This window comes from Octadecabacter ascidiaceicola, from assembly GCF_900185015.1.
Taxonomy (GTDB): Bacteria; Pseudomonadota; Alphaproteobacteria; order Rhodobacterales; family Rhodobacteraceae; genus Octadecabacter; species Octadecabacter ascidiaceicola.
In genome coordinates, this window is sequence record NZ_FXYD01000002.1 from 258,467 (window position 1) to 281,831 (window position 23,365).

30 protein-coding genes are annotated in these 23,365 nt (G+C 56.5%); 21 read left to right on the forward strand and 9 right to left on the reverse strand.

The features are described 5' to 3' along the window. Positions 1–122 precede the first annotated feature (122 nt). Complete coding sequence (locus OCA8868_RS06660) at positions 123–1,163, forward strand: aldo/keto reductase (RefSeq protein ID WP_093995790.1); 1,041 nt, start codon at positions 123–125, stop codon at positions 1,161–1,163. Positions 1,164–1,187: 24 nt separating this feature from the next. On the opposite strand, the gene OCA8868_RS06665 is transcribed toward OCA8868_RS06660, so the two are convergent. Continuing rightward, on the reverse strand, positions 1,188–1,646 hold the full coding sequence (locus OCA8868_RS06665; protein WP_093995791.1) for a GNAT family N-acetyltransferase: 459 nt from the start codon (positions 1,644–1,646) through the stop codon (positions 1,188–1,190). 76 nt (positions 1,647–1,722) lie between these two features. Here OCA8868_RS06665 and bcoG point away from each other — a divergent pair, with 76 nt between their 5' ends. The 6 genes from bcoG (at position 1,723) to OCA8868_RS06690 (ending at position 6,003) form a co-directional block, all read left to right on the forward strand. Continuing rightward, positions 1,723–2,634 (forward strand): 3-dehydrocarnitine:acetyl-CoA trimethylamine transferase BcoG, encoded by a 912-nt coding sequence (bcoG, locus tag OCA8868_RS06670; protein ID WP_093995792.1) that lies wholly within the window; start codon positions 1,723–1,725, stop codon positions 2,632–2,634. 45 nt (positions 2,635–2,679) lie between these two features. After that, entirely contained in the window at positions 2,680–2,808 is a 129-nt protein-coding gene (locus OCA8868_RS16885; RefSeq protein WP_281253595.1) for a hypothetical protein, read from the forward strand. A gap of 9 nt (positions 2,809–2,817) precedes the next feature. After that, positions 2,818–3,363, forward strand: a complete 546-nt coding sequence (locus OCA8868_RS06675) for a lipocalin/fatty-acid binding family protein (protein ID WP_093995793.1) — start codon at positions 2,818–2,820, stop codon at positions 3,361–3,363. After that, entirely contained in the window at positions 3,360–3,680 is a 321-nt protein-coding gene (locus OCA8868_RS06680; RefSeq protein ID WP_093995794.1) for a hypothetical protein, read from the forward strand. The genes OCA8868_RS06675 and OCA8868_RS06680 overlap by 4 nt, the downstream gene beginning before the upstream one ends. 101 nt (positions 3,681–3,781) lie before the next feature. Beyond that, positions 3,782–5,251: a carnitine 3-dehydrogenase gene (locus OCA8868_RS06685; protein ID WP_093995795.1), complete on the forward strand. Its 1,470-nt coding sequence runs from the start codon at positions 3,782–3,784 to the stop codon at positions 5,249–5,251. Between the two features lie 44 nt (positions 5,252–5,295). Further along, positions 5,296–6,003, forward strand: a complete 708-nt coding sequence (locus tag OCA8868_RS06690; protein WP_370737994.1) for an SDR family oxidoreductase — start codon at positions 5,296–5,298, stop codon at positions 6,001–6,003. Positions 6,004–6,036: 33 nt separating this feature from the next. Here OCA8868_RS06690 and OCA8868_RS06695 read toward each other — a convergent pair whose 3' ends face one another. After that, positions 6,037–6,897: a helix-turn-helix domain-containing protein gene (locus OCA8868_RS06695; RefSeq protein ID WP_093995797.1), complete on the reverse strand. Its 861-nt coding sequence runs from the start codon at positions 6,895–6,897 to the stop codon at positions 6,037–6,039. 102 nt (positions 6,898–6,999) lie between these two features. Here OCA8868_RS06695 and OCA8868_RS06700 point away from each other — a divergent pair, with 102 nt between their 5' ends. From OCA8868_RS06700 to OCA8868_RS06710, 3 genes are read left to right on the forward strand one after another with little or no spacing between them, the layout of a single operon-like run. Continuing rightward, on the forward strand, positions 7,000–7,203 hold the full coding sequence (locus tag OCA8868_RS06700) for a DUF2061 domain-containing protein (RefSeq protein WP_093995798.1): 204 nt from the start codon (positions 7,000–7,002) through the stop codon (positions 7,201–7,203). Then, positions 7,196–8,101 (forward strand): fatty acid desaturase, encoded by a 906-nt coding sequence (locus OCA8868_RS06705; RefSeq protein ID WP_093995799.1) that lies wholly within the window; start codon positions 7,196–7,198, stop codon positions 8,099–8,101. Before OCA8868_RS06700 ends, OCA8868_RS06705 begins: the two co-directional genes overlap by 8 nt. A gap of 18 nt (positions 8,102–8,119) precedes the next feature. After that, a complete protein-coding gene (locus OCA8868_RS06710; protein WP_093995800.1) occupies positions 8,120–9,025 on the forward strand; it encodes a DMT family transporter in 906 nt (301 codons plus the stop codon). On the opposite strand, the gene OCA8868_RS06715 is transcribed toward OCA8868_RS06710, so the two are convergent. Together OCA8868_RS06715 and OCA8868_RS06720 are read right to left on the reverse strand one after the other, a co-directional pair. After that, the gene (locus tag OCA8868_RS06715; RefSeq protein ID WP_093995801.1) at positions 9,022–9,720 is read right to left on the reverse strand and encodes an NUDIX hydrolase; all 699 of its coding nucleotides are present in this window, start codon (positions 9,718–9,720) and stop codon (positions 9,022–9,024) included. The two genes, OCA8868_RS06710 and OCA8868_RS06715, sit on opposite strands and share 4 nt — an antisense overlap. Positions 9,721–9,741: 21 nt before the next feature. After that, the gene (locus tag OCA8868_RS06720) at positions 9,742–10,143 is read right to left on the reverse strand and encodes a DUF983 domain-containing protein (RefSeq protein WP_093995802.1); all 402 of its coding nucleotides are present in this window, start codon (positions 10,141–10,143) and stop codon (positions 9,742–9,744) included. A 188-nt stretch (positions 10,144–10,331) separates the two neighbouring features. Between OCA8868_RS06720 and OCA8868_RS06725 the strand changes: the two genes are divergently transcribed. From OCA8868_RS06725 to OCA8868_RS06740, 4 genes are all read left to right on the forward strand, one after another. Continuing rightward, positions 10,332–10,853, forward strand: a complete 522-nt coding sequence (locus OCA8868_RS06725; protein ID WP_093995803.1) for an EF-hand domain-containing protein — start codon at positions 10,332–10,334, stop codon at positions 10,851–10,853. An 82-nt stretch (positions 10,854–10,935) separates the two neighbouring features. Beyond that, entirely contained in the window at positions 10,936–11,520 is a 585-nt protein-coding gene (locus OCA8868_RS06730; RefSeq protein ID WP_093995804.1) for a sigma-70 family RNA polymerase sigma factor, read from the forward strand. Next, positions 11,507–11,851, forward strand: coding sequence for a hypothetical protein (locus OCA8868_RS06735; protein WP_093996181.1), 345 nt, complete (start codon positions 11,507–11,509; stop codon positions 11,849–11,851). Before OCA8868_RS06730 ends, OCA8868_RS06735 begins: the two co-directional genes overlap by 14 nt. 2 nt (positions 11,852–11,853) lie before the next feature. Further along, the gene (locus OCA8868_RS06740; RefSeq protein WP_093995805.1) at positions 11,854–12,336 is read left to right on the forward strand and encodes a periplasmic heavy metal sensor; all 483 of its coding nucleotides are present in this window, start codon (positions 11,854–11,856) and stop codon (positions 12,334–12,336) included. Here the strand turns inward: OCA8868_RS06740 and OCA8868_RS06745 are convergent. Continuing rightward, entirely contained in the window at positions 12,333–13,724 is a 1,392-nt protein-coding gene (locus OCA8868_RS06745; protein WP_093995806.1) for a diguanylate cyclase, read from the reverse strand. The two genes, OCA8868_RS06740 and OCA8868_RS06745, sit on opposite strands and share 4 nt — an antisense overlap. A 94-nt stretch (positions 13,725–13,818) precedes the next feature. Between OCA8868_RS06745 and OCA8868_RS06750 the strand changes: the two genes are divergently transcribed. The 4 genes from OCA8868_RS06750 (at position 13,819) to OCA8868_RS06765 (ending at position 17,689) form a co-directional block, all read left to right on the forward strand. Continuing rightward, complete coding sequence (locus tag OCA8868_RS06750) at positions 13,819–14,097, forward strand: DUF3572 domain-containing protein (protein WP_093995807.1); 279 nt, start codon at positions 13,819–13,821, stop codon at positions 14,095–14,097. Further along, a complete protein-coding gene (locus tag OCA8868_RS06755; protein WP_093995808.1) occupies positions 14,094–14,792 on the forward strand; it encodes an HAD family hydrolase in 699 nt (232 codons plus the stop codon). The genes OCA8868_RS06750 and OCA8868_RS06755 overlap by 4 nt, the downstream gene beginning before the upstream one ends. A 99-nt stretch (positions 14,793–14,891) precedes the next feature. Continuing rightward, entirely contained in the window at positions 14,892–16,454 is a 1,563-nt protein-coding gene (locus tag OCA8868_RS06760; RefSeq protein WP_093995809.1) for a trimethylamine methyltransferase family protein, read from the forward strand. 122 nt (positions 16,455–16,576) lie between these two features. Next, entirely contained in the window at positions 16,577–17,689 is a 1,113-nt protein-coding gene (locus OCA8868_RS06765) for a GNAT family N-acetyltransferase (RefSeq protein ID WP_093995810.1), read from the forward strand. Between the two features lie 3 nt (positions 17,690–17,692). Here OCA8868_RS06765 and OCA8868_RS06770 read toward each other — a convergent pair whose 3' ends face one another. After that, positions 17,693–18,748 (reverse strand): zinc ABC transporter substrate-binding protein, encoded by a 1,056-nt coding sequence (locus tag OCA8868_RS06770; protein ID WP_179214803.1) that lies wholly within the window; start codon positions 18,746–18,748, stop codon positions 17,693–17,695. A 68-nt stretch (positions 18,749–18,816) separates the two neighbouring features. On the opposite strand from OCA8868_RS06770, the gene OCA8868_RS06775 reads away from it, so the two are divergent. From OCA8868_RS06775 to OCA8868_RS06785, 3 genes are read left to right on the forward strand one after another with little or no spacing between them, the layout of a single operon-like run. Next, positions 18,817–19,299 carry a Fur family transcriptional regulator gene (locus tag OCA8868_RS06775; RefSeq protein ID WP_093995812.1) on the forward strand — a complete coding sequence of 161 codons (483 nt, stop codon included), beginning with the start codon at positions 18,817–18,819 and terminating at the stop codon, positions 19,297–19,299. Further along, positions 19,299–20,060 carry an ATP-binding cassette domain-containing protein gene (locus tag OCA8868_RS06780; protein WP_093995813.1) on the forward strand — a complete coding sequence of 254 codons (762 nt, stop codon included), beginning with the start codon at positions 19,299–19,301 and terminating at the stop codon, positions 20,058–20,060. Before OCA8868_RS06775 ends, OCA8868_RS06780 begins: the two co-directional genes overlap by 1 nt. Next, on the forward strand, positions 20,057–20,857 hold the full coding sequence (locus OCA8868_RS06785; RefSeq protein ID WP_093995814.1) for a metal ABC transporter permease: 801 nt from the start codon (positions 20,057–20,059) through the stop codon (positions 20,855–20,857). Before OCA8868_RS06780 ends, OCA8868_RS06785 begins: the two co-directional genes overlap by 4 nt. On the opposite strand, the gene dtd is transcribed toward OCA8868_RS06785, so the two are convergent. From dtd to OCA8868_RS06800, 3 genes are read right to left on the reverse strand one after another with little or no spacing between them, the layout of a single operon-like run. After that, entirely contained in the window at positions 20,854–21,294 is a 441-nt protein-coding gene (gene dtd, locus OCA8868_RS06790; protein WP_093995815.1) for a D-aminoacyl-tRNA deacylase, read from the reverse strand. The genes OCA8868_RS06785 and dtd overlap by 4 nt on opposite strands. Further along, on the reverse strand, positions 21,291–22,205 hold the full coding sequence (locus OCA8868_RS06795) for a carbohydrate kinase family protein (RefSeq protein WP_093995816.1): 915 nt from the start codon (positions 22,203–22,205) through the stop codon (positions 21,291–21,293). The genes dtd and OCA8868_RS06795 overlap by 4 nt, the downstream gene beginning before the upstream one ends. A gap of 30 nt (positions 22,206–22,235) precedes the next feature. Then, the gene (locus OCA8868_RS06800; RefSeq protein ID WP_093995817.1) at positions 22,236–23,354 is read right to left on the reverse strand and encodes a TFIIB-type zinc finger domain-containing protein; all 1,119 of its coding nucleotides are present in this window, start codon (positions 23,352–23,354) and stop codon (positions 22,236–22,238) included. Positions 23,355–23,365 lie beyond the last annotated feature (11 nt).

A 23,365-nucleotide genomic window follows, 5' to 3' on the forward strand; every position in this document is an offset into this window, starting at 1 on the left:
AGTGCTTAATCGACAGGCGGTGTCGCGGATGGGGTATTATTGAGGAAAGCGAGCCTGCGGGGTTGTTATCACGAAGCGCGAAGTTAACTTGCGGACAGGTTTCGAAAAGCAAGGGTACAGTTATGAATCAGGTCGAGCTAGGTCGTACAGGAATTATGGTTAGTGATTGGTGCCTTGGCACGATGACGTTCTCGACGCAGACGCCTGCTGAGGATGCGCACCGCCAGATTGATATGTGTCTTGATGCCGGGATTAACTTTTTGGACACGGCGGAAATGTATCCGGTGAACCCGTTGCGCAAAGAAACAGTCGGAAATTCGGAAAAATGCATCGCGGACTGGATTGCCAAGTCGGGACGGCGCGAGGACGTTGTAGTGGCCACCAAAGCGGGTGGTGATAGCCCGTTGATCCGCGGCGGCGAAGGCTACGGCGCAGATAACATTCTGGATATTCTGGACGGCAATCTGCAGCGCCTTGGGACGGATTACATCGACTTGTATCAGCTTCATTGGCCCATGCGCGGTTCCTACGCATTTCGTCAAAACTGGCTGTATGATCCAAGCAAACAAAGCAGGCAGCAGACGTTGGATCACATGGGCGGCGTGCTGGAAAAGCTGAAAGAAGCGCAGGCCGCTGGCAAAATTCGCAGCTTCGGGATGTCCAATGAAAGTGCGTGGGGCGCGACCAAATGGATCGACGTTGCCGAAGAGCTGGGCGCGCCGCGTATGGCCTCGGTGCAGAACGAATACTCGCTACTGTACCGTCAGTATGACACTGATTTGGCCGAAATGTCGGTGAATGAGGATGTGGTGTGCTTTTCCTATTCGCCGCTGGCTACGGGGCTTTTGACGGGCAAATACCAGAACGGCGCAGTGCCGGAAGGGTCGCGCATGACGCATGGGCCGCAATTGGGCGGGCGGGTTACACCGCGCGTTTTTGCGGCTGTGGATGCATATCAGGCCGTTGCAGACCTGCATGGTATGTCGTTGGCGCATATGGCGATGGCATTCCAACGCTCGCGGCCCTTTAAGGTGAGCGCGATTTTCGGGGCGACGACCTCGCAACAGCTTGCATCGCTGCTGGAGGGCAAAGATATCGAACTGTCGAGTGAGGTGTTGGCTGATATCGACATCACCCACCGCGCTTTTCCGATGCCCTTCTAGCGTCGAGTGCTTCGTTTCTTTCTTTCAGGGCTTGCCTAAATCAATTTGAAAGCGCGGACCCGCGCCGGAGATTTCTTTGAGCTCCGATATGGCGCGGTAAGCGGTGATTGCAGAATGATTGTCCGGGGACGTACCGATGGTCAAACGCGTCGCGCAGGTTTTAAGTGCATAGGTTTTTGCGGCCGCGATCAGGGCCTTGCCGATGCCATTGGCGCGATGGGGCTCTTCCACAAAGAGGTGGTGGATATCGAGGCGGATTTTTCCATCGTGGAGCACCATTGTCTGCGTCAAACCCGCATATCCTACAGGTGTGTTGTGGTGTTTGGCGATCAAGGCGATGCCCATGGGAGCGGGGCTAAAGAAGATGTCGTCAAGCTGCGCCAGCGTGACCTGCGCTTCGTCACCGTGGAACGCCGAAAGCGCGCAAATCATCTCATAGATTGCGGGCAGGTCTTGTGGGGTGGCGAGATCAATGTCGGTCATAGGCTACAAAGGGCGCTTTGGGGGCTTGCGTGTCAAGTTGGTGCGTCTAGGGTCAATCGAAATACAGGAGATACCAATGCCATTAGCGATGAACCGTGACGTCTTTATTACCGCAGCTATTACCGGATCGGGGAGCACGCAGGATCGCAGTCCGCATGTGCCGCGCTCGCCTGAGCAGATTGCGAACAGCGCGATTGATGCGGCCAAAGCGGGTGCTGCCGTGGTGCATTGCCATGTGCGCGACCCTGAGAGCGGTGTGCCGAGCCGCAAGTTGGAATTGTACCGCGAAGTGACTGACCGTATTCGGGCGTCTGACGTTGATGTGGTGTTGAACCTGACGGCTGGCATGGGCGGTGACATTGTGTTTGGTGGCGTTGAAAGCCCACTGCCGACGGTTGCGGGTACGGACATGGTAGGTGCGACGGAGCGTGTTGCCCATGTGGCTGAGTGTTTGCCAGAGATTTGCACACTGGACTGCGGCACGATGAATTTTGCCGAAGCTGATTATGTGATGACCAACACACCCGGTATGTTGCGGGCGATGGGTCAGATGATGACGGACCTTGGTGTGAAGCCCGAGATCGAGGCGTTTGATACGGGTCATCTTTGGTTTGCCAAGCAGTTGGTGGCCGAGGGTATTCTAGAGCCTAACGCCTTGGTGCAGCTGTGCATGGGTGTGCCTTGGGGCGCGCCGGATGATCTGAACACGTTCATGGCGATGGTGAACAATGTGCCTGACGAGTGGACGTTCAGCGCTTTCGGGTTGGGGCGTTCACAGATGCCTTATGTTGCGGCGTCTGTTCTTGCTGGCGGCAATGTGCGCGTCGGGTTGGAGGACAACCTGATGCTTGATAAGGGCGTGCTGGCAACCAATGCGCAATTGGTCGAACGCGCACATGGGATCATCGAGAACCTTGGGGCGCGGGTCATTGGCCCAGCTGAGGTGCGGGAAAAGCTGGGGTTGGTGAAACGCGCGCCAAAAGGCTGATCCAAATTGCGTGCAGTTTGCTTTCTCGTTTTCGTGGCCAGTTCCGTGGGGTGCTCACAAACGCCTTTGCCGGAACCGTTTGGTGTGACAATGGTTGAGGAAACCACCTGCAACGGAATGGGTGGACGAATTACGATGGGCCTTGACGGTGCGTTTTGTGCGATGGGCCAATGAGGAGTGCGTATGAAGCGGGTTGTGTTGGCGATGGTTTCGTCTCTTTTGGTTGCTTGTACGGAAGAACCTGTAGCACCTGTTCAACCTGCTGAGGTTTTCCGCGACACGGCTGCGCAAATTGCGTCCCAAACCGATGTTACCGCTGCGCGAATGGCAGGAGAATGGGCCATTCGGCAAAGGTTTGCCGCCCCGCGTACGCCGCGTTCAGGGATGTCGCTTTCCGCGCTTCCAAATGAGGCGTTGCAGTTGACCGTCATCGGTGGCGATTGCATTGATGATGTTTGTTTTGAGGAAGAAACCCTTATTCTGTTGGAAAAAACGGGACCGGGGCGTTGGACGGCGCAGGGCCCTCAAACAGCGTTGCCTGAGGGAGAGTTTTGGGTGATGTGGATGGAATTTGATAGCCGTACCGCCGCGATCGGCGCCCCGTCGGGCGAGTTCGGTTGGATCATGGATAAAAACATCACCGGAGGGGGCGACCGCATCACGGCAGCACGGGACATTATGGATTGGTTTGGCTATAATGTGTCACGACTCGAAGAGGTGAACAGATGAAACGTTTAATTGTTGGTTTTGGTTTGGCGATGACGCTTGTTGCATGTGATGAAATTGCATTGCCGGGCGTGACTGGTGTTTCTTCTCCGGCTGCCGCAGCGTCATCTGGTGGCGGTGGCGGATTCCGTGAATACCTCGTTCTTGGATCAACGATGAGCTTTGAAGAATGTCGTGCGCGTGGTGGTATTATCATCCGCGATGCAGGCAGCCCGATGATCGCGTGCGATCCACGTGTGCGCCGTGAGCCTGTGCCGGCAAACGAATTTGACCACCCGGGTAGCCCCGTTCCGCAAGTCGCGGAAGTGGTTGAGGGATAACAGCTCTAAAACGTCGCAATTCGGCTTGACGCCCTACTGAAATTGGCCTCGCATGTGCGGGGCCTTTTGATGTTCTGGGGCCGAAAATAAAGGGGCTGAATTTGGCACAAGTAGCGGCGATTATTGGTGGTGGTGTGATCGGAGGCGGTTGGGCTGCACGGTTCTTGTTGAATGGTTGGGATGTGCGGGTGTTTGACCCTGATCCTGAGGCCGAACGCAAGATCAGTGAAGTGCTGGACAATGCGCGGGCGTCTTTGCCGGGGCTCTATGACATGGCGATGCCGGATGAGGGCAAGCTGACGTATCACGACACAATGTCGGACGCGGTTGCGGGGGCTTCATGGATCCAAGAGAGCGTACCAGAACGCCTTGAGCTGAAGCGCAAGGTTTACCAAATGTTGCAAGAACACTGCGCAGCTGATGCGATTATCGGGTCTTCGACGTCGGGATTTAAGCCGTCCGAGTTGCAGGGCTGTGCAACGCGACCAGAGCAAATCGTGGTGTGCCACCCGTTCAACCCTGCCTATCTGCTGCCCTTGATTGAGGTCGTGGGCACAGATGCCAATGAAGAAATGTTAGGCGGTGTCGCGGACACCCTGCGCGGCATTGGCATGTATCCATTGATGGTGAAAAAGGAAATTGATGCCCATATCGCGGATCGTTTCCTTGAAGCTGTCTGGCGTGAGGCGCTTTGGCTGATCAAGGACGGGATCGCCACAACCGAAGAAATCGACGAAGCCATCCGTATGGGATTCGGTTTGCGCTGGGCACAGATGGGGCTGTTTGAAACCTACCGTATTGCGGGCGGCGAGGCGGGTATGCGCCACTTCATTGAACAGTTCGGGCCATGCCTAAGCTGGCCGTGGACCAAGTTGATGGATGTACCTGAATTGACGGATGAGTTGATTGATCAGATTGCGGATCAGTCGGACGCGCAGTCGGGGCAGTATTCCATTCGCGAGTTAGAACGCCATCGCGACGCCAATCTGGTCGGTATGATGCGCACATTGAAAGCACGGGATTGGGGCGCCGGGGCGTTGTTGAACACCCATGACAAGACCATGAACCAAACCGGAGCGATTGCGGAACGGCTGGCGGATGTGTCTGACCTGACCAAGCCCGTTAAGACCGTGGAACGCGCGGTGCCGATTGATTGGACGGATTACAACGGCCACATGAACGAAGCGCGGTATTTGCAGGCGTTCGGTGATGCTACCGACCGCCTGATGTTGATCGTTGGCTGCACGCCAGAGTATATCGCCGAGGGTGGCAGCTATTTCACTGCCGAAACCCATATACGTCATATTGATGAGGTCCACGCGGGCGCGAAGATCAGGGTTGAGACGCAGGTTATGGCAGGGGCTGGTAAAAAGATGCACCTGTTTCATGCGATGTATGAGGGCGAGCGGTTGCTGGCCACGGGAGAGCATATGTTGATCCATGTGAGCCTTGAGACACGCCGCGCCAGCGAACCTGCGCCGAGCGTCGCAGACCCGTTGGCGCGTTTAGCTGCAGCGCATGCCAAGCTTCCACGCCCAGAGGGTGCGGGTGCCGCCGTAGGTGTGCGGTGAAGCGCGCGCTGATCACGGCGGGTGCGTCGGGCATTGGGTTCGCCATGGGCGAAGCCTTTGCGCAAGTTGGCTTTGACGTTTGGGTGACGGATGTGGACGCGACTGCTTTGCCGCGTTGTCCGAGCAACTGGACAACGCGGCAGGTGGATGCCTCCGATGACGTTCAAATGCGCAGGCTGTTTGAGGAGATCGCAGCGGCGGGTGGCGTGGATGTTGTTTGTGCCAACGCTGGCATCGCGGGACCGACGGCGCGTGTCGAGGACGTGGTGTGGGAGGATTGGAAAGCCTGTGTTGATGTGACCCTTGGCAGTGCGTTTCTCTGTGCAAAATACGCAGCGCCATTGATGAAGGCTTCGGGTTCGGGCGCGATTGTGCTGACGTCATCGACTGCTGGCGTCTTCGGCTATCCGAACCGTGCGCCTTATGCGGCAGCCAAGTGGGGGGTCATCGGGTTGATGAAAACGCTGGCGATGGAGTTGGGGCCGTTTGGCATTCGCGCCAATGCGATTTGCCCTGGTGCTGTGGAGGGCCCGCGCATGGAAGGCGTGTTGCAGCGCGAAGCCGACGCCAAGGGTATGACGCGGGATGCGGTTTATGACGGCTATGCGTCGGGGACGTCTATGCGCACGTTTGTAACGGCGCAAGACATTGCGAATATGGCGGTGTTTCTGGCGTCCGACGGTGCGCAGCGGGTGTCAGGGCAAGTGATATCTGTGGACGGGCATACTGAAAACCCTGATCCCAAGCCTTAGCATAGGATTGAGTATTTTTGAGCCAAAGAAAGGTTAGAGGTACTTTGATTTGAGCATCTGGATATGGCTGGCGATGTCAGGTGGCGTGATTGTGGCCTCGCGGACCAATGTATCAAAGTGCCGTGTCACCATTTGCACGCGTTCGGTGTCGCGAAAGGCGAGATAGTTCTGTCCCAGATAGAGCACTGAGAGGAGCGGGCCGAATACGGTTATGGGAGCTGAGAAGAGGCGGCGGGCGTCAAACAAGTGGAGCCTTAGCGTCGGGTAAAGGTCGGTTTGGAGCTGGGCGATGTGGTCGAGTTGCGTAAGGCGCAAGCTGGCTTGGACGCCTTCGTAGTACCCTGTTCCCGCCGCGAAGCTGGCGAGTTCATCGAGCGGGAGGGCGATTTCATAGTCAGATTTGGCCGCGCGCATCCAGCGCATGCGATCTTCTGAAGCGCCGATGGCCTGTTCCGTTGAGCGCCCCAAATGCGGGCCATATTCCCAGCGCAAGAGGTCTGGCAGTTTGAGCATGTCTGGCAAGCCAGCGGGGACATGGCGAATTTTGTAGCCCGCCGCCTCTTGGTGCCACTCAAAAATTTGTTCATCCACAAGAGCGCGGGGGGCTTTGGTGACCTCAATTGAGGCGGCGATGAGCTCGGCGGCCAGTTCGGGGCGCTCAGTCAGGCCGAGAAGCCAATCTGCTGAGACGCCAAGCGCGGAGGCGCAGCTTGCAACAACATGCGCGTTGGGCAGGCGCGCGCCGCTGCCGCTGAGAAGCTGCGATATGGTGGAGCGATCCACGCTGATTGCACGGGCGAGACCCGATTGCGTCATGTGCTGCGTTTCCATGGCTTCATGCAATCGGGTGCGAAGCAGGCGGGCGCGGTCTCGTTTGTCCATATTTTGCGACATGTGATGGATTATATCATCATTTGTGGGTTTTGCTAACTATTCTCAGAATGCCCAATCGGGTGCGTTGTCTTTAAGTGTGAAAGGGCAAGCAATGGAGAAAATATGGACACCCCGAAACGTACGATAACCAAAGCCGTGATCTGGAACCTGATTGGTTTGGCGACGATGGCAATAGTTGGGTTGATCGCGACAGGGTCGTTGGCTGTTGGTGGTGCAATGGCGCTGGTGAATGCCGCGCTGGGACTGTCGATGTATTTCGTTTACGAGCGGATTTGGAACCGCGTGTCTTGGGGGCGCAATGTCTGATTGCGTGAGGACGTCCGAGCGAAGCGCGGTTGAATGGCCGACGGTTGGTTTGGCGGTCGTGTGCTATTTTTTCCTGTTCCTCGCGCTTTGGGTTCTACCGGTTTGGGGCGCAATTTTGGTGCTTGGGCCGGCTATTGCGTTGCATGCGTCCCTTACACATGAGGTGGTGCATGGGCATCCGTTTCAAAGCCAAGTCGCGAACGCGGCGTTGGTTTTTCCGGCACTTACGCTGACGGTTCCATACGCGCGGTTTCGCGCGACGCATTTGGCGCATCACAGGGATGAGGTGCTGACGGACCCGTATGATGATCCGGAAACCAACTATCTTGATCCTGAAGTCTGGCAGCGTTTGGGCCGTCCAATGCGGGCAGTCCTGCGGATTAACAATACACTGGCTGGACGGTTGTTGATTGGGCCGCTGATTGGGCAGATCGTTTGGATGCTGAGCGATTATCGCGCGTGCAGGGCTGGGGATCGTACGGTTTTGCGGGGCTGGGTCGAACATATTCCGGCGCTGGGTTTGGTTTTGGCCGTCGTTTGGGCCGCGCCGTTGCCTTTTTGGGCTTATGCCGCCGGGGCCTATATTGCGCATTCTATTTTACGTTTGCGAACCTATTTGGAACATCAAGCGCATGAGCTTGCACGGGCACGAACCGTAATCGTAGAGGGTAGGGGGGCGTTGGCATTATTGTTCTTAAATAACAACTTACATGTGGTTCATCATATGCATCCGAATGTGGCTTGGTATGACTTGCCGACGCTCTATGCGCAAAACAAAGCGCATTATCAGCGGCGAAATGATGGGTATGTTTTTACTTCATACTCCCAAGTGTTTCGTCGCCATTTCTGGCGGGCAAAAGACACGGTGGCGCATCCGCTCTGGCGTCCGCGCGACTGACGGGGCATGTAACGGGGTATGGACCCATGGATCCCCGTAACCTTGTTGGCCGCCTTGGCCCAAACCGTGCGCTTTGGCCTGATGCGGCAATTAAAGGTGACGCGCCTGACGTCTACTGGGGCCACGTTTGCGCGCTATGTGTTTGTTGCGCCCCTCGCGATCGGGTTGGCGTTGGTTTACGGGTGGCTCAACGGGTTAGGGTGGCCAAAGACGACCGCGTTGTTTTGGGTGTATGTGGCGGCAGCTGGTACAACACAGATCCTTGCGACGGTATGCGTGATGGCCCTGTTTGCGCGGCGCAACTTTTCGGTCGGCATCGCGTTTACCAAAACCACGGTTCTTATGTCGGTCCCTGTGGGGTTCGTTCTGTTGGGCGATACCACAAGCGTTTTGGGGTTTGCGGCCATTGTGATCGGCTTTGTTGGGGTGCTGTTGCTGTCTGACCCGCAAGGGGATGTCACCCGTAATATGTTGCGCCGTGCTTTCAATATGGGCAGCGCACTTGGCCTTGCGTCGGGTGTGATCTTTGCGGTTGCAGGGGTGTCGTACCGAGGTGCGGTTCTTGAGGTGACGACGGGGGACGCGTTCTTTCGTGCGGTCTTTGTTCTGGCGATTGCCACAGTGTTACAGACGGTGATTATGGCCGCTTGGATGGCGTTGCGTGAACGCGGCGAAATGGCGCGTGTGTTGCGTGCGTGGCGGATCACGGGGCTTGTTGGGCTGACGAGCATGATTGGCTCAATCTGCTGGTTCGTCGCGTTTTCCATGCAGAACGTGGCTTACGTGAACGCTGTTGGCCAAATTGAGTTGCTGTTTTCGCTGGTAGTTACGATTTTCATTTTCCGCGAGCGGATCAGCCCGCGCGAATGGCAGGGTGGGGCCGTGCTGACAGTGTCTATTCTGATGGTCATTCTTTACGGTTAAAAGTCCAACGGGCTGCGCCCACCGAGGCGTGTGACCAAATGGGCCTCGTCGTCGTTGCGAAAGAACGGGACAGAGGCGGGTGGAGCACCATTTTGAAGGACCGCGGAAAGCTCGGCCAAGACGACTTCGGTGATAAAGGGCAAGTCAAGCATGCGTGCGTCTTTGAGGGGCACCCAATGTAGGTGGCTTAACTCATCCTCGGCTTCGCTGAAATCGTCGGGGTCGGTGATCAAGTGATCGGCGTCCACCATGAAGAAGCGTGCATCAAAGCGGCGCGGGTTGCCTTGGGGAGTGACCGCGCGAAACATGAAGTTCAATCCGGAGGCATTGGGGCGGTGGCCGCGCTGCGCAAATCCGCGCCAATCGACGGGTGCATCATCCCAGACTGAGGGCGTGCCGAGAATTTGACCTGTTTCTTCCCAAAGTTCGCGGATCGCAGCCGTTGCGAGGGCCGGCGCTGCACGTGTGCTGTCTTGGGAGAGCCGTTCGGCATCAAGTGCGGAAAGATCAGCGCCAAGTGCGATATTGTCGTCACCAGCATCAACCGCGCCGCCGGGAAAGACGTATTTGCTTGGCATGAACGCGGCGGAAGCACCGCGTTGCCCCATCAAAATGCTTGGCGTGGTGGTGCGATCACGCACCACGATAACCGTCGCGGCGTCACGTATTGCTGTTTTATCGAGCGTTTCAGACATTCCTTACCCTACGTTGAGGGGTTAGGACTTGCCCCCGAAACCATGCATGCGACGTGCCCATTGAATGGCGACGATCATGCCCTTCAGTCTTGGCAAAAGGTAAAGCGAAAGTCCAACGCATACAATCGTCAACACTGTCGCAAAGACCAATGGGTCAGGGCGGAATTGGGACCACAGAAAGTGCATCAGCACGGCAAGGATATGCCCAACGATCAAGATCGTCAGGTAGGCCGGACCGTCATCTGCACGGTGGTGGTGGTATTCTTCGTGGCAAACTGGGCAGCTGTCTGCGACTTTCAGGTAGCCTTCGAACAATGCACCGTCCCCGCAGTTCGGGCAACGACGACGAAGACCGCGCAGGATTGCAGGTTTCGTTTCGCGTTCAACGATGGAATCGGCTGCGTTTGTGGAATGATCGGCCATAAGTTCCTCAACTTTGTTGCTACAGTTGTGCCGCTCAATCCCCAAGATTCATATGGGCGATAGTGTCGCGCCCTATCGCCCTTGAAATTTTTTTTCGACGATTTGCGACGGAAATTTACGCGCTGCCCGTTTTACATACATCGACGGCCTAGAGAAGTCGTCACAACAAGATCTAAAAGGAACATAAAATGAAAACGACTATCCTTGTGGCAGCAATCGCAGCAGGCATCACATTGGCGGCATCCGCCCAAGCACGTGAAGGCCATGCCCAGCGTATGGAAATGCCAGCATTCGAAGAACTCGACCTGAACAGCGACGGCGAAGTCACTGCAGAGGAAATCCAAGGTGCAATGCAAGCGCAAGCCGCTGCACGTTTCGCTGAAGCAGATACAGATGGCGATGGTGCATTGTCCGCTGAGGAAATGATCGCCCGCGCTGGTGGCGAACGCCAAGAACGTATGGCAAACCGTATCGCTGAGCGGATCGAAAAGGCTGACACAAATGGCGATGGCCTGTTGCAAGCTGACGAAATGACAGCAATGGCCGCAGAACGCATGGAAGACCGTGGCACACGCGGCGCAGAGCGTCTGTTCAACCGCTTTGACGCAGATGAAAATGGTTCGCTGAATGCGGAAGAGTTTGCAGAAGCGCAAACCCGCATGGAAAGCCGCGGTGATCGCGGACACAATGGCCGTCGTGGCAACAACTAAGTAAGAACCTGTGGCGCGGGGTATGGACCATCGCGCCGCAAACCCTTGCGAGGGTAGGATGATGTGGGTAGCTGATTAACTGATGACCAATATGGCTCCAGTTCAAAGCGATGCGGATTTGCTTGCTGCCTTTGCGGGTGGTGACCGCAATGCAGCGCTGACGCTAACCCACAGGTTAACACCGCGTTTGATGGGGCAGGCGTATCGCATGCTCGGGAACCGCGCAGAAGCCGAAGACGTCACGCAAGACGCGATGATGCGGCTTTGGAGGATCGCGCCGGATTGGGATGCTGACCGCGCACTGGTCACAACTTGGCTTTACCGTGTTGTAGCAAACCTTTGTACGGATCGTTTGCGTAAATCGGGCCGGGGCGTCGCGTTAGACGCCATAGAAGAGCCCGCAGATGAGGCGCAATCGGCAGCAGACAACATGCAAGACGCAGCCCGCGCGACGGCTTTGCATGACGCATTGGCAGACCTGCCGGAACGACAAGCGCAAGCAGTTGCTCTGCGCCACCTAGAAGAACTCGGCAATCCTGAGATTGCCAACATTATGGACACCAACGTGCGCACCGTTGAAAGTCTGATTGCACGCGGAAAGCGTGCCCTTATTGCGAGACTATCGGGGCGCAAAGAAGAATTGGGGTATGAAGATGACAACAGATGACAAGATGTTAGAGGCCGCTTTCGCGCAGGCTCGAACACCGGACGTGATGCCGTCTGAGGACGCGTTGAACCGGATCATGATGGATGCGGATTCTGTTTTGGCAGCGCCCACCCCGGTTAAGAGGCGGCCCAAACAAGGGATCGGTGTAATGATCCTCGAAGCAATTGGCGGGTGGACCGCGTTCGGCGGTTTGGCGACAGCGACAGTCGCGGGGTTGTGGATCGGCATCTCGCCACCTGCTGCGCTGACAGATTTGTCAGCGGGGCTCTGGGGAGCAACGATTGAGGTTCCACTGTTAGAAAGCGATATGTTCGCCGGGTTGGAGGGGTAAAGATGGCAGATAAACAACAGAAAACGGGTCGTTTGCTGCGCGGCATACTGGTCGTTTCACTTGCCCTGAATTTGTTGGTGGTTGGCGTCGTAGCTGGCGCGTTCATCAAAGGCGGCGGACCTTCTGGGCCGCATCGTATCGATTTGACTGTCGGTCCTCTGACCCGTGCTATGGACGGTGAACGCCGTGATGCCGTGCGCGATGCGTTGCGTGATAGCGGGGCTTTTCAGCGCCGGGATCGCGCCGAAATTCGTGAAGACATGCAGGTTTTGTTGGCGACGTTGCGGGCAGATGTTTTTGACGAAGCTGCGTTTCGCGACGCGCTAGCGCGTCAACGTGCGCGACTTCGGTCCGGTCAAGATGCCGTTCTAGATGCGATTACATCGCAAATCGAAGATATGGATGTGGAAGAACGCGCTGAATTTGCTGACCGTTTGGAAGCTCAAGCCCGTCGCGCGCCGGAGTCTCGTAGACAAAGCAACTAAGCGGCGGACAGGCTAACCTTGTTACGCCCGCCGCTTTTGGCAGCGTAGAGTGCGACATCGGCTGCATTTACCAATGCGCCATGGCTTTCGATTTTCTCGCCGGCGTCGGTTCCGTCGCTTAGGTAAACCCCTACCGACATGGTCACATTTACTTCTTGGCGGTCGGGGCCAACGTAAAACGGCGCCCCACCGATCAAGTCGCAAAGCCGTTCTGCCGCTTTGCGGGCATGAACAACGTCACTGTTCGGGATCGCGACTAGGAACTCTTCGCCGCCCATACGTGCCAAGAGATCGACGGCGCGTAAGTTGCCCTGCAAACGCGCCGCTGTTTGTCGCAATACTTCGTCACCTGCGGCGTGGCCATACGTGTCATTCACCGTTTTGAAATGATCAAGATCAAGGGCCATGATCGCAAATTGCCGCCCGTTCTTGCGGCTTTCTGTAGATAGGCGTGACAAATGCGGCAGAGCGTAGCGACGATTAAACAGCCCTGTCAGCGGGTCCGTAATGGCGGCTTCAAGGCCGGATTCAACAGTGCGGCGCAGGGCGTCCGCTTCGTGTTTTGCTTGGATTAAGACGGCACAACGGTGCCTGATTTCTTCCGCGGCGACTGTAGAGTAGACGATATCGTTGGCCCCTAGGTCCAGCGCCATTGCAGCGGCATGGCGCGCATTTGTGGGCAGCAGTGCCATAATGCTTGAGTGCCGCGTTTCAGAGCGGCTGCGAAGTTCTGACAGGATTCGAAACAAGACTTTATCGTCAGAAAGTCCTGCGCGGAAATCTAGCAAGAAAAGGTCGATAGGGAACTTTTTGATGGGCTCACGCGTGATGCTTTCCGGTGCAGATGTGTTGACCTGTACGTTTTCCAACGTCTGTGACAAATACCCGAGGTCCGGCGCCAATGTGTCATCGAGGGACGCGACGAGCAGTTGTGTCGGCGCTGTAAACTCGCTGCATGCTTCCGCAAACCCAAGGGCCGTGCGCGTCCCGTCGCGCATGCGCAATTCCTGACGGGCATCACGACTGCGCAGCAAACTTCGGATGCGGGCTTGCAGGATATGGTCATCAAACGGCTTAGATAAAACGTCATCTGCGCCCGCTTCTAAAGCGGCCACGCGGTCTTTTGGTGTTGTGAACCCCCCAGTGGCAATGATCGGGATAAGGCTTGCGCGCTCATCAGCATTCAAAGCGGTGCAAAACGCGCTGACAGCATCTTTGCCAATAGCGGTATCGAGCAAAATAAGGTCTGGCAGGGACGCATCTATTTCGGCCTTCGCCTCGGCGAGGGTTTCGCAAAGGCGAACACGGTACTGCGCGACCAAAAGTTTGACTTTCAGAACGATCCGATTGGTCGCAACGGCGTCTATGATAAGAATTTCGCCAGCCATTCTTGTTTCCTTCAGAGCTTTACCCCAGTCTCGTATTGATTAGATTTGGCCCCTAATGGTTAAGAAACTCTTTCATTGTTGGTAATTATCCTAAATGATTCCTGAACGCGCCGAACATATCGCAATTTTAGCCCTTGGCTGGCTGGCCACAAACGAAGAGCTTTTGCCTTTATTTCTTGGCTCATCCGGCGCTGCGGCCGAGGACATTCGCGCACAGGCGGAAAACCCCGCTTTCCTTGGATCGGTGTTGGAATTCTTAACGATGGACGACGTTTGGGTGGTCGCGTTTTGCGATATGAACACCCTAAAATATGAAGAACCTCTAATGGCGCGTTATGCCTTGCCGGGTGCACAGGTGGTACATTGGACATGAATAATACACACATAAAAGGGCTGGTCTTTGACAAAGACGGCACATTGTTTGATTTCAACGCAACCTGGGGCGCATGGGCGCGTGATGTGTTTGCCGCCGAAACGCAAGGTGATCCGGATCGCCTAAGCGAATTGGCCGACGCACTTGGCTATGATCTTGAGAAAGGCTTGTTTCGCGAGGGAAGCATCGTGATTGCGAGCACGGTAAGCGAGATCGCCGAAGCGGCATTACCTTTTGTTCCCGAAACATCCGTCGAAGCGTTGATTTCGCGGTTTAATGCGGCGGCGATTGAGGCGCCCCAAGTTGAAACCACGCCGTTGGTGCCGTTTTTGACTGCGCTCAAAAGAGCTGGTTTGAAACTGGGTGTTGCGACGAATGATGGTGAAGAGCCCGCGCGCGCGCATCTGGCGGCCGCGGGTACCGAAGCGTTGTTTGATTTCATTGTCGGGTCGGATTCCGGATATGGGGGCAAACCAGCGGCGGGGCAATTGCACGGGTTTTGTGAAGTGACCAGTTTGGATGCAAGCGCCTGCGCGATGGTTGGCGACAGTACCCACGATTTACATGCTGGGCGTGCGGCGGGGATGGTTACGGTCGCAGTTTTGACGGGTGTGGCAAGGCGTGAAGAGCTTTCGCCGCACGCTGACATTGTCCTGAATTCCATCGCTGAGCTGCCCGTATGGTTGGGGCTTTAGCGAACAGAGAAGTTTGGTTCGCGACAAATTATGTCGCTAAACGCTAGGCGCACTAAGGTTGGGGTGTCAGGCTAGAGTGGACCAACAAAGGATTTTCCGATGTCTGATGATGCCAAACCTCGTCGTCGCCGCTCCGGTGGGCGCGCCGCCAATACCGCAAAGCGCCAGACGTCTGACATCAACCAAATGCCGTGGCGTGTCCCTGTAAATACGGACCGACCAACCGAGCCATTAGACGGGGATGGCGTACAGGCGATCCATGATGGCGCGATGCGTATCTTGGAAGAAATCGGCATCGAGTTTCTGAACGAAGAAGCGATTGCGCTGTTCAAGCAGGCGGGTTGCAAGGTTGACGGCACAAACGTCAAAATGGGCCGTGACTGGGTCATGGAGATGATTGCCAACGCACCCGAGCAGTTCGACATCACCCCGCGCAATCCGGATCGCAAGATTACAGTTGGGGGTGGGCATATCCTGTTTGGGAACGTGTCATCGCCACCCAACTATTTTGACCTTGAGATCGGTAAGAAGGTCAGTGGCAACCGCAAACAGTGTGCGGACCTGTTGCGTTTGACGCAACATTTCAACTGCATTCATTTCGCAGGCGGCTATCCGGTGGAACCTGTGGACGTGCATGCCTCGGTGCGTCATCTGGATGTGGTTTTTGATAAGCTGACGATCACGGATAAGGCGTCACACGCATATTCCTTAGGCAAAGAGCGCGTTGAGGATGTGTTGAACATGGTACAGATATCGGGGGGGTGGTCGGACGAGGAGTTCGAAGCGTCACCGAAGATGTACACCAACATTAATTCGACCTCGCCGTTGAAACACGATGTGCCGATGATTGACGGATGTTTGCGTTGCGTGCGGCGCGGGCAGGCAGTGGTTGTCACACCGTTTACGCTGGCGGGCGCAATGGCGCCGGTAACGATGTCGGGTGCGGTCGCGTTGTCGATTGCCGAGGCATTATCGGCCATTGCGCTGTTTCAATATGTCCGCCCGGGTACGCCTTGCGTGATTGGAACGTTCACGTCCAACGTCGATATGAAGTCGGGCGCGCCCGCATTCGGCACGCCGGAATATATGCGCGCGACACAGATGACGGGGCAGATGGCGCGGTTTTACGGGCTACCGTTGCGCTCAAGCGGGTCTTGCGCGGCCAATGTTCCCGACGGGCAGGCGATGTGGGAAACCACCAACGCGCTTTGGGCGTCCGTGCAGTCTGGCACAAACATGGTTTATCACGCGGCGGGGTGGCTTGAGGGTGGGCTTATCGCAAGCCCCGAGAAGTTCGTGATGGATTGCGAAGTCTTGCAGATGATCCAACGCTACATGGAGCCAGCGGTGACTGCGACGGCGCCAGAAGACATAGCGTTTGATGCGATCAAAGAGGTCGGATCGGACGGGCATTTCTTTGGCATCCAGCATACGCAAGACCGCTACGAGAACGCGTTTTATTCGCCCTTTGCATCCGACTGGCGCAACTTTGAGGCGTGGGAAGTTGCGGGCGCGGAATGGACGGCACAACGTGCGCACCGGATATTCAAAGAGATCATCAATACCTTTGAAGAGCCGCCGATGGATGCGGGCATTCGCAGTGAACTGGAAGATTTCGTGGCACGTCGCAAGACTGAGGGTGGCGCGCCTACGGATTTTTAAGCGCCTCGCTCGCGAGCGGGTGCGGGGGACCAGTCCCCCCGGCGCGGGGCGCCTCCCCCCTGGGATATTTATAAAACAAAGGCAATGCGGTAGAGTGTTCTTGTGTTTGGTCAGGAGCGCCCATGTCTGTTGAGTTAAGAGAGCGAGATTTCAAGGCGTTCTTTGAAGCACCGTTCAAGGCCTATGGGCGGAACAGCCCCTATGTGTCTCCGTTAAAGGGTGACCTGAAGCGGCTCTTGTCCGATCGAAACCCGCTGGTGTCTGGCGCGGGTGAAGGGGCATTGACCTATTTTACGGCGCATCGGAATGGTGGTGTTGTCGGGCGTATTACGGCGCATGAACATGGTGCGTCAAACCGCGTTCACAGCGTGCGGCTTGGCTATTTCGGGTATTTTGATTGTGCTGATGATGCCGAGGCCGGCGCCGCGTTGCTTGAAGCGGCGCAAGCGTGGTGCCGTGCGCGGGGGCTTGTCGAGATCGCGGGGAACTTTAACCTAACGGCGATGCAGCAGATTGGCGTTGTGACAGAGGGGTTTGAGCACGCGCCTTACCTTGATCAGACGTGGTCCCCGCCCCATATCGCGCGGCTATTGATCGAGAATGGGTTTGAGCAGAGTTTTCCGATGGCGACGATGGAAGTGCGTGGTCTGCAGAACGCGCCTGACATGGGGATCGGGTCGAAACAGCAGGCGGTTCTGGATAATCCAGATTTCGAGTTCGCCCCAATCAACCAACGGACGATTTCGCAGCGCATTGAAGAGGCGCGGCTGATATTGAATGCATCCTTTGCGGATAACCCGATGTTCGTTCCCGTGAGCGCCGAAGAATTCCATTTTCAGGCCAAGGACATGAAGTGGGTGATGGATAAGCGCATTTCAGCGGTGTTGCATCATAAAGGCCAACCGGCGGGCTGCATAATTTGTGTGCCGGATATGAACCCGTTCTTGTGGCGTATCCGGTCGCGCCTTGGAATTTCGACGCCGTGGCATTTTTTGCGGCATCGGATGACCAATAAACGCGCGATTGTTATCTTTGCGGGCATCATGCCGGAACTGCAGGGGCGAGGGATTAACCCTGTGATCCTGCGCCATGTGATGATGAATGCGAAAGCGGCAGGATATACCGAGGTGGGCAATACGTGGATCGCGGATGTGAATCCAATGAGCCTTGCCCAAGCCGAAAAGGCAGGGAGCAGCCGGATGCACCGGCTACACCTGTTTTCAAAGGCGCTTTAGCGACTAGCCACCAAGGCACGTCAGATAAGCATCAGCCAACCCGTTCAGCGTTGCAGCGTAGTGATCCGGGCCTTGTGGGTAGGCCGCGCCAAGTGGATCGGCAACGGCAGTATTCGCATCGGTACCTTCACGAACCAGTTCAACCCATTCATCGCGTGATTGTGGATCGCTGAGAACGCAGGCGATGTCGTTTTCGCGGACCAGTTCTTGCAATGCTGCGATACGATCAGGGCCTGGTGTCGACGCATCACTCACGCTGATTGAACCGCTGACAGGCATGTCGTAGCGGCTGCCAAAATACTGGTAGGCATCATGTGGCGCGATGAGAGTGCGTGCCGGAACGTCAGCCAGTTTAGCCGCAATGCTTTCGTCCAGCGCGGTCAGGTTGGCGATGGTTGCCTCAGCGTTGGCAGCATAGGTCGCGCTGTTTTCAGGATCGGCCTCGGACAGAGCTGCCGCGATATCATCGACCCAAGCGATAGCAACCTGTGGATCGGTCCAAGCATGTGGATCGAGATCTCCAACCTTGCCATGGCCATGGCCTTCGTGTTCGTCGTGTTCGTCGTGTTCGTCGTGTTCGTCGTGTTCGTCGTGTTCGTCGTGTTCGTCGTGTTCGTCGTGTTCGTCGTGTTCGTCGTGTTCGTCGTGTTCGTCGTGTTCGTCATGGTCGTCATGATCATCATGCCCGTCGTGATCATCCTCAAGCACGAAAACTGCACGATCGCGGCGAGTCAATGCTGGCCAGTCCGATGTTGCCAGCAATGCAAGCGAGGACGTTTCAGGCGCGAGTGTTTCGAGCGCTTCATCCAGCCATGGGGCGAGCTCAGGGCCGACCCAAACAACGAGGTCTGCGGATTGTACAGCGTCAGCTTGGTCATAGGAAAATTGAAAACCGTGTGGCGACGCACCGCGCGTAACCAGTGCAGTGACGTCTGCATTTGGTCCTGCGACTTGCATAACAAGGCTTTCAATCGGGGCGATATCTGTGACGATTTTCAGGTCTTGGGCCAGGGCGGAGAGTGGTAAAGTGGAGAGAAGAGTTGGGAGGAGAATACGCATAATGATCTCTTGTGATTTAAGGTAGGGCATTCTATAATTGATATGTTATAACATAACAAGAGCGAAAGATGATATCCGATCCTAAAAACTCAACAGCGCCGTTTACAGCCCATGACCATGGGCGGTGTATCGCTTCTGCATTGGCTTCCGCAGAAGCGGCCTGTGCAGCGACCGATTTGCGCCTGACGCCCGTGCGACGCCGCACGTTAGAGATACTGCTTGAGGCGCATGAAGCGCTTGGGGCGTATGATGTTTTGGCGCGTCTGGATGCGGAAGGGTTTGGGTCAAAGCCACCGGTTGCATACCGTGCGCTGACGTTTTTGGTGGATGCGGGTTTGGCCCATCGCATCGAGCGGTTGAATGCCTTTGTGGCCTGTGTTCACCCGGGCGAAGACCACGACCCGGCGTTCTTGATCTGCAAAAGCTGTGGTACCGTCGCGGAAGGCGAGGCTGAGGATGCGATGAAATCTTCTGCCGCTGCCGCTGGTTTTCAAATTGAACGCACCGTGGTTGAGGCCACTGGCGTTTGCCCTGCGTGTCAGGACGACTAATGCCCCTCATTGACGCTCAAAATATAGAAATCCGCCACGGCGCTACGCGCGCTGTCTTCGGAGTATCGCTTTCGATTGAAGCAGGTGAAATCGTGACGATTGTCGGACCAAACGGGTCGGGTAAATCTACGCTTTTGCGGGCCTTGATCGGGGCTATTCCGACAAGCAGTGGCACGATTAAACGCGCGCCGAACCTGCGTGTGGGCTACGTGCCGCAAAAGCTGCATGTTGATCCTACGTTGCCGATGACGGTGCGCCGCTTTCTCAATTTGCCGCGCCATGTTGGAGCAAAGGCGGTGCGTGTTGCGTTGACACGAACGGGTGTGCAAGAGCTTGATAAAAAACAGATTTCGGCGCTTTCTGGTGGGCAATTGCAGCGGGTTCTTTTGGCACGTGCGATTTTGAATGACCCGCAGGTGTTGGTGCTGGACGAGGCCACGCAAGGGTTGGACCAACCGGGGTCTGCTGACTTTTACCGCCTGATCGAAGCACTGCGCGACGAGATCGGCTGCGCGGTTTTGATGGTGAGCCACGAATTGCATGTTGTGATGTCGGCCACAGACCGCGTGATTTGTCTGAATGGGCATATCTGCTGTGAAGGAACGCCTGCTGTCGTGACGGCGACGGAAGCCTATCGCGAATTGTTTGGGACAGGGACGGGTGGTGCGCTTGCGCTTTATCGTCACGACCATGATCATGCGCATTCGGGCGATCAGGCCTGTACCCATGATCATCACCACGAACATGAGGCGGCCGAATGATCGACCTTTTAAACGACTTCATGGTACGGGCGATCCTCGCGGCAGTCGGAACGGCGTTGGCGTGCGGCGCGTTAGGGTGTTTTGTGGTGTGGCGTCGCATGGCCTATTTCGGAGACGCCACGGCCCATGCGGCCATTCTTGGTGTTGCCTTGGCGTTGTTGTTTTCCGTCTCAATTCCGCTTGGGGTTCTGATCGTTGCACTTGCGATGGGACTGCTGGTCGGGGCGTTGTCTGGCAGTACTACAACGCCGGATTCATTGCTGGGGGTTCTGTCCCATGGTGCGCTTGCAATCGGGCTTGTTGCAGTTTCGTTGATGCCGTCAGCACGTCTCGATCTGGAATCTTACTTGTTCGGGGACATTCTTGTAGTCTCTAAGATGGATCTGTTGGTGATTTGGGGCGGCGCTGCGACTGTTTGCGGTGTCCTTGCGTGGCGTTGGCAGGCGTTGTTGGCGGAAATCCTTTCCAATGACCTCGCCTATGCGTCGGGGCTTAACCCACGGCGGGACCGGATGCTTTTGACGTTGTTGATTGCGGCGGTGGTTGCCGTTTCGATCAAGGTTGTTGGGGCCTTACTGATTACCGCGATGCTGATCATTCCTGCGGCTGCCGCGCGTTTGATTGCACGGGGACCGGAAGGCATGGCGATTTGGGCGACGTTGATCGGCGTCGTTGCAGCCGTTGGTGGGCTTTACGGTGCGCGTGAGTTTGGCACGCCTGCCGGTCCGTCAATTATTTGTTTTGCAACGGCAATTTTCTGTGCGGCCAGCGCGGTTGGTCAACTTCGCAAGGTCTAAGCGTCGGTATCCATCCAGATGGTGACAGGGCCGTCGTTGACCAAGGATACCGCCATATCAGCACCGAACTGCCCTGTCCGAGTTGGCACGAGCGCGCCCATTTCAGCGGCGAAGGCTTCGTACAGGCGCTCGCCGTCTTGCGGGGCGGCTGCGGCGGAAAATCCGGGGCGGTTGCCGCGCGATGTGTCTGCGGCCAAAGTGAACTGGCTCACAATCAAGGCTTCGCCGCTGATATCGACGACGGATCGGTTCATCCGGCCTTCGTCATCTTTGAAAATCCGCAGCTTGGAAATCTTGGCCGCAAGTTTCGCCGGCATGTCATCGGTGTCGCCCTGCATCGCGCAGATCAGCACCAAAACACCGGCGCCGCATTCGCCGACCAATGCGCCATCCACGTGAACCTGTGCGGATTTAACCCGCTGGATCAGGGCCCTCAAAGGCCGAGCTCTGCAGCGGTGGGCGGGTTTGCACCTGCGCGCGATACGGTGACAGCCGCTACGCGTACGCCCAGATGCAAGGCTTCGCGGATCTCATCCTCGGTCAGGTTTGCGATGCGGTTTTTGGTGAGGCAGCCCATACGATCCAAGCCCGCCAAAGTGCCGGCATTGAACGTATCGCCAGCGCCGACGGTGTCTACCACCTCAGCACGTTCAGACGGAACGAACACTTCGTGATTGGCGGTGTAACCTGTCACACCATCAGCGCCCTGCGTGATACACACCAGCTTGGCGCCTTTGGCGACAAGCCCGCGAGCAAGCTCAGCCAAGTCGCCTTCGCCTTCCAGCCAGTGCAGGTCTTCGTCGCTGAGTTTGATGATATCTGCGGCGGCCATCATCCGATCAATTCGGCCGCGATAGGCGCCGACGTCTTTGATGAAGGACGGGCGAATGTTGGGGTCGATCATGGTTACACGGCGTGGGGATTCACGCAGCATCAAGGCTTCGTAGACGTCACCGCAGCCGTTGCCGACCAAAGAAATACCGCCAAAGAACAAGGCGTTGGCTTCGGTCTCTGGCGCGGCAGTCAATGAACGCATGGCCGAGTTTTCGTCATAGAACGCGTAGGTCGCCTGACCATCCACGAGTTTGACAAACGCAACCGTGCAAGGCGCAACCATGCGCGGGGATGGGGTGTGATCCACGCCGCTGTCATCAAGCGCGCCGCGCAGGATGTCACCCAGGAAATCCGCCGACATGCCGCAGAAAAACTGCGCGTCAACGCCCAGCCGTCCCAGTCCAATTGCCGTGTTGAACACCGCACCACCGGGGTAGGGTGCAAAGCAGTCTTCGCCCTCGGCGCTTTTGCGCGGCAACATATCAATCAGGGCTTCACCACAGGCCAGAATCATAACGTGTCCTTCCGTTTCGCGGCGCTTTTATCACTGACTGTTAGCGATAACAAATCCGATGCATCCAGCGATAATCAGGCCAAAGAAGACCGCAATCGCGATCTTGATGGCTGAAAAGGGACGCTCGCCTTGGACACGGCCTGTGCGCCCATTCACCACAAAGCGATACGTGCGCCCGCGATATTTATACGCAGCCATCCAGACAGGCAGTAGCACATGTTTGAACGTCAGGGTGCCGATCTGAGTGTCCACGCTTGAGACTTGCTGCGCGTCGCCACCGATGTCGAATTTCACATCGCGGTGGATGACGCGGTCCATGTAGTGGCGGGCCTCTTTGAAAGCATCTTCCAACTCGATTGAATACCCCTCAGCGCGAAAACCAGCGAGGTATTCAGGTTGATAGGGTTCCATCGCGGACAGATCCCAAGGTTCCAGCGCGTCCGTGTATTTCTTGGGCAGGGATTTGGAGCCAAGCACCAAAACATCATCAAAGAACCGTGCGACACGGCCCGTTACGCGCCGCCAGCGTGTTTTGCGCACGCGAACCTGTTGGCGCTTACCATCACGCATAACGGTTTTGGTTTCGTAGTAGTGAGTCCCGCGTTGGCCTGCGTATTTGGATTTCGTGTCGGCATCGAAGGTCCAGTAGGGGACATAGATTCCCGACAAAGTGCGCCCCTTTCGGGCGTATTCCTTCAGCCCGTTGGGGGCAAACCAGAGGCTGCCCAGCCAGTTTGTCATCTTTGCGCGTGCGGCGCGTTCATCCAGTGCAAAGGGCAACAGCCCTTTGGGTTTGATGTGCCGATGCAGGCCTGTATCCGTGACAACGGGCGTTGCGCAGAACGGGCATTCGGCGGAATGGACGCTTTCGTCAAACTCGGTTTGTGCGCCACAGTTGGGGCAGGACACCACGCGGGTTTCTTCGATTTCTTCTTCCGGCATGTCGCCAGAAACAGCATTTCGGAAATCGAGTTCCTGCAACGATCCGCCACGCCACAGCCCATCGCCGATCGCTTCGGTATTGCCGCAATGATCGCAGATCAGGCGGTTCTCGCCCGGATCAAACCGCAAGTCCGCGCCGCATTGATCGCAAGGAAAGCGGTGTTCGTCGGCAGGTCGCGGTTGATCTTCCAGATACGTGTCAGACATTGGGACGCTTT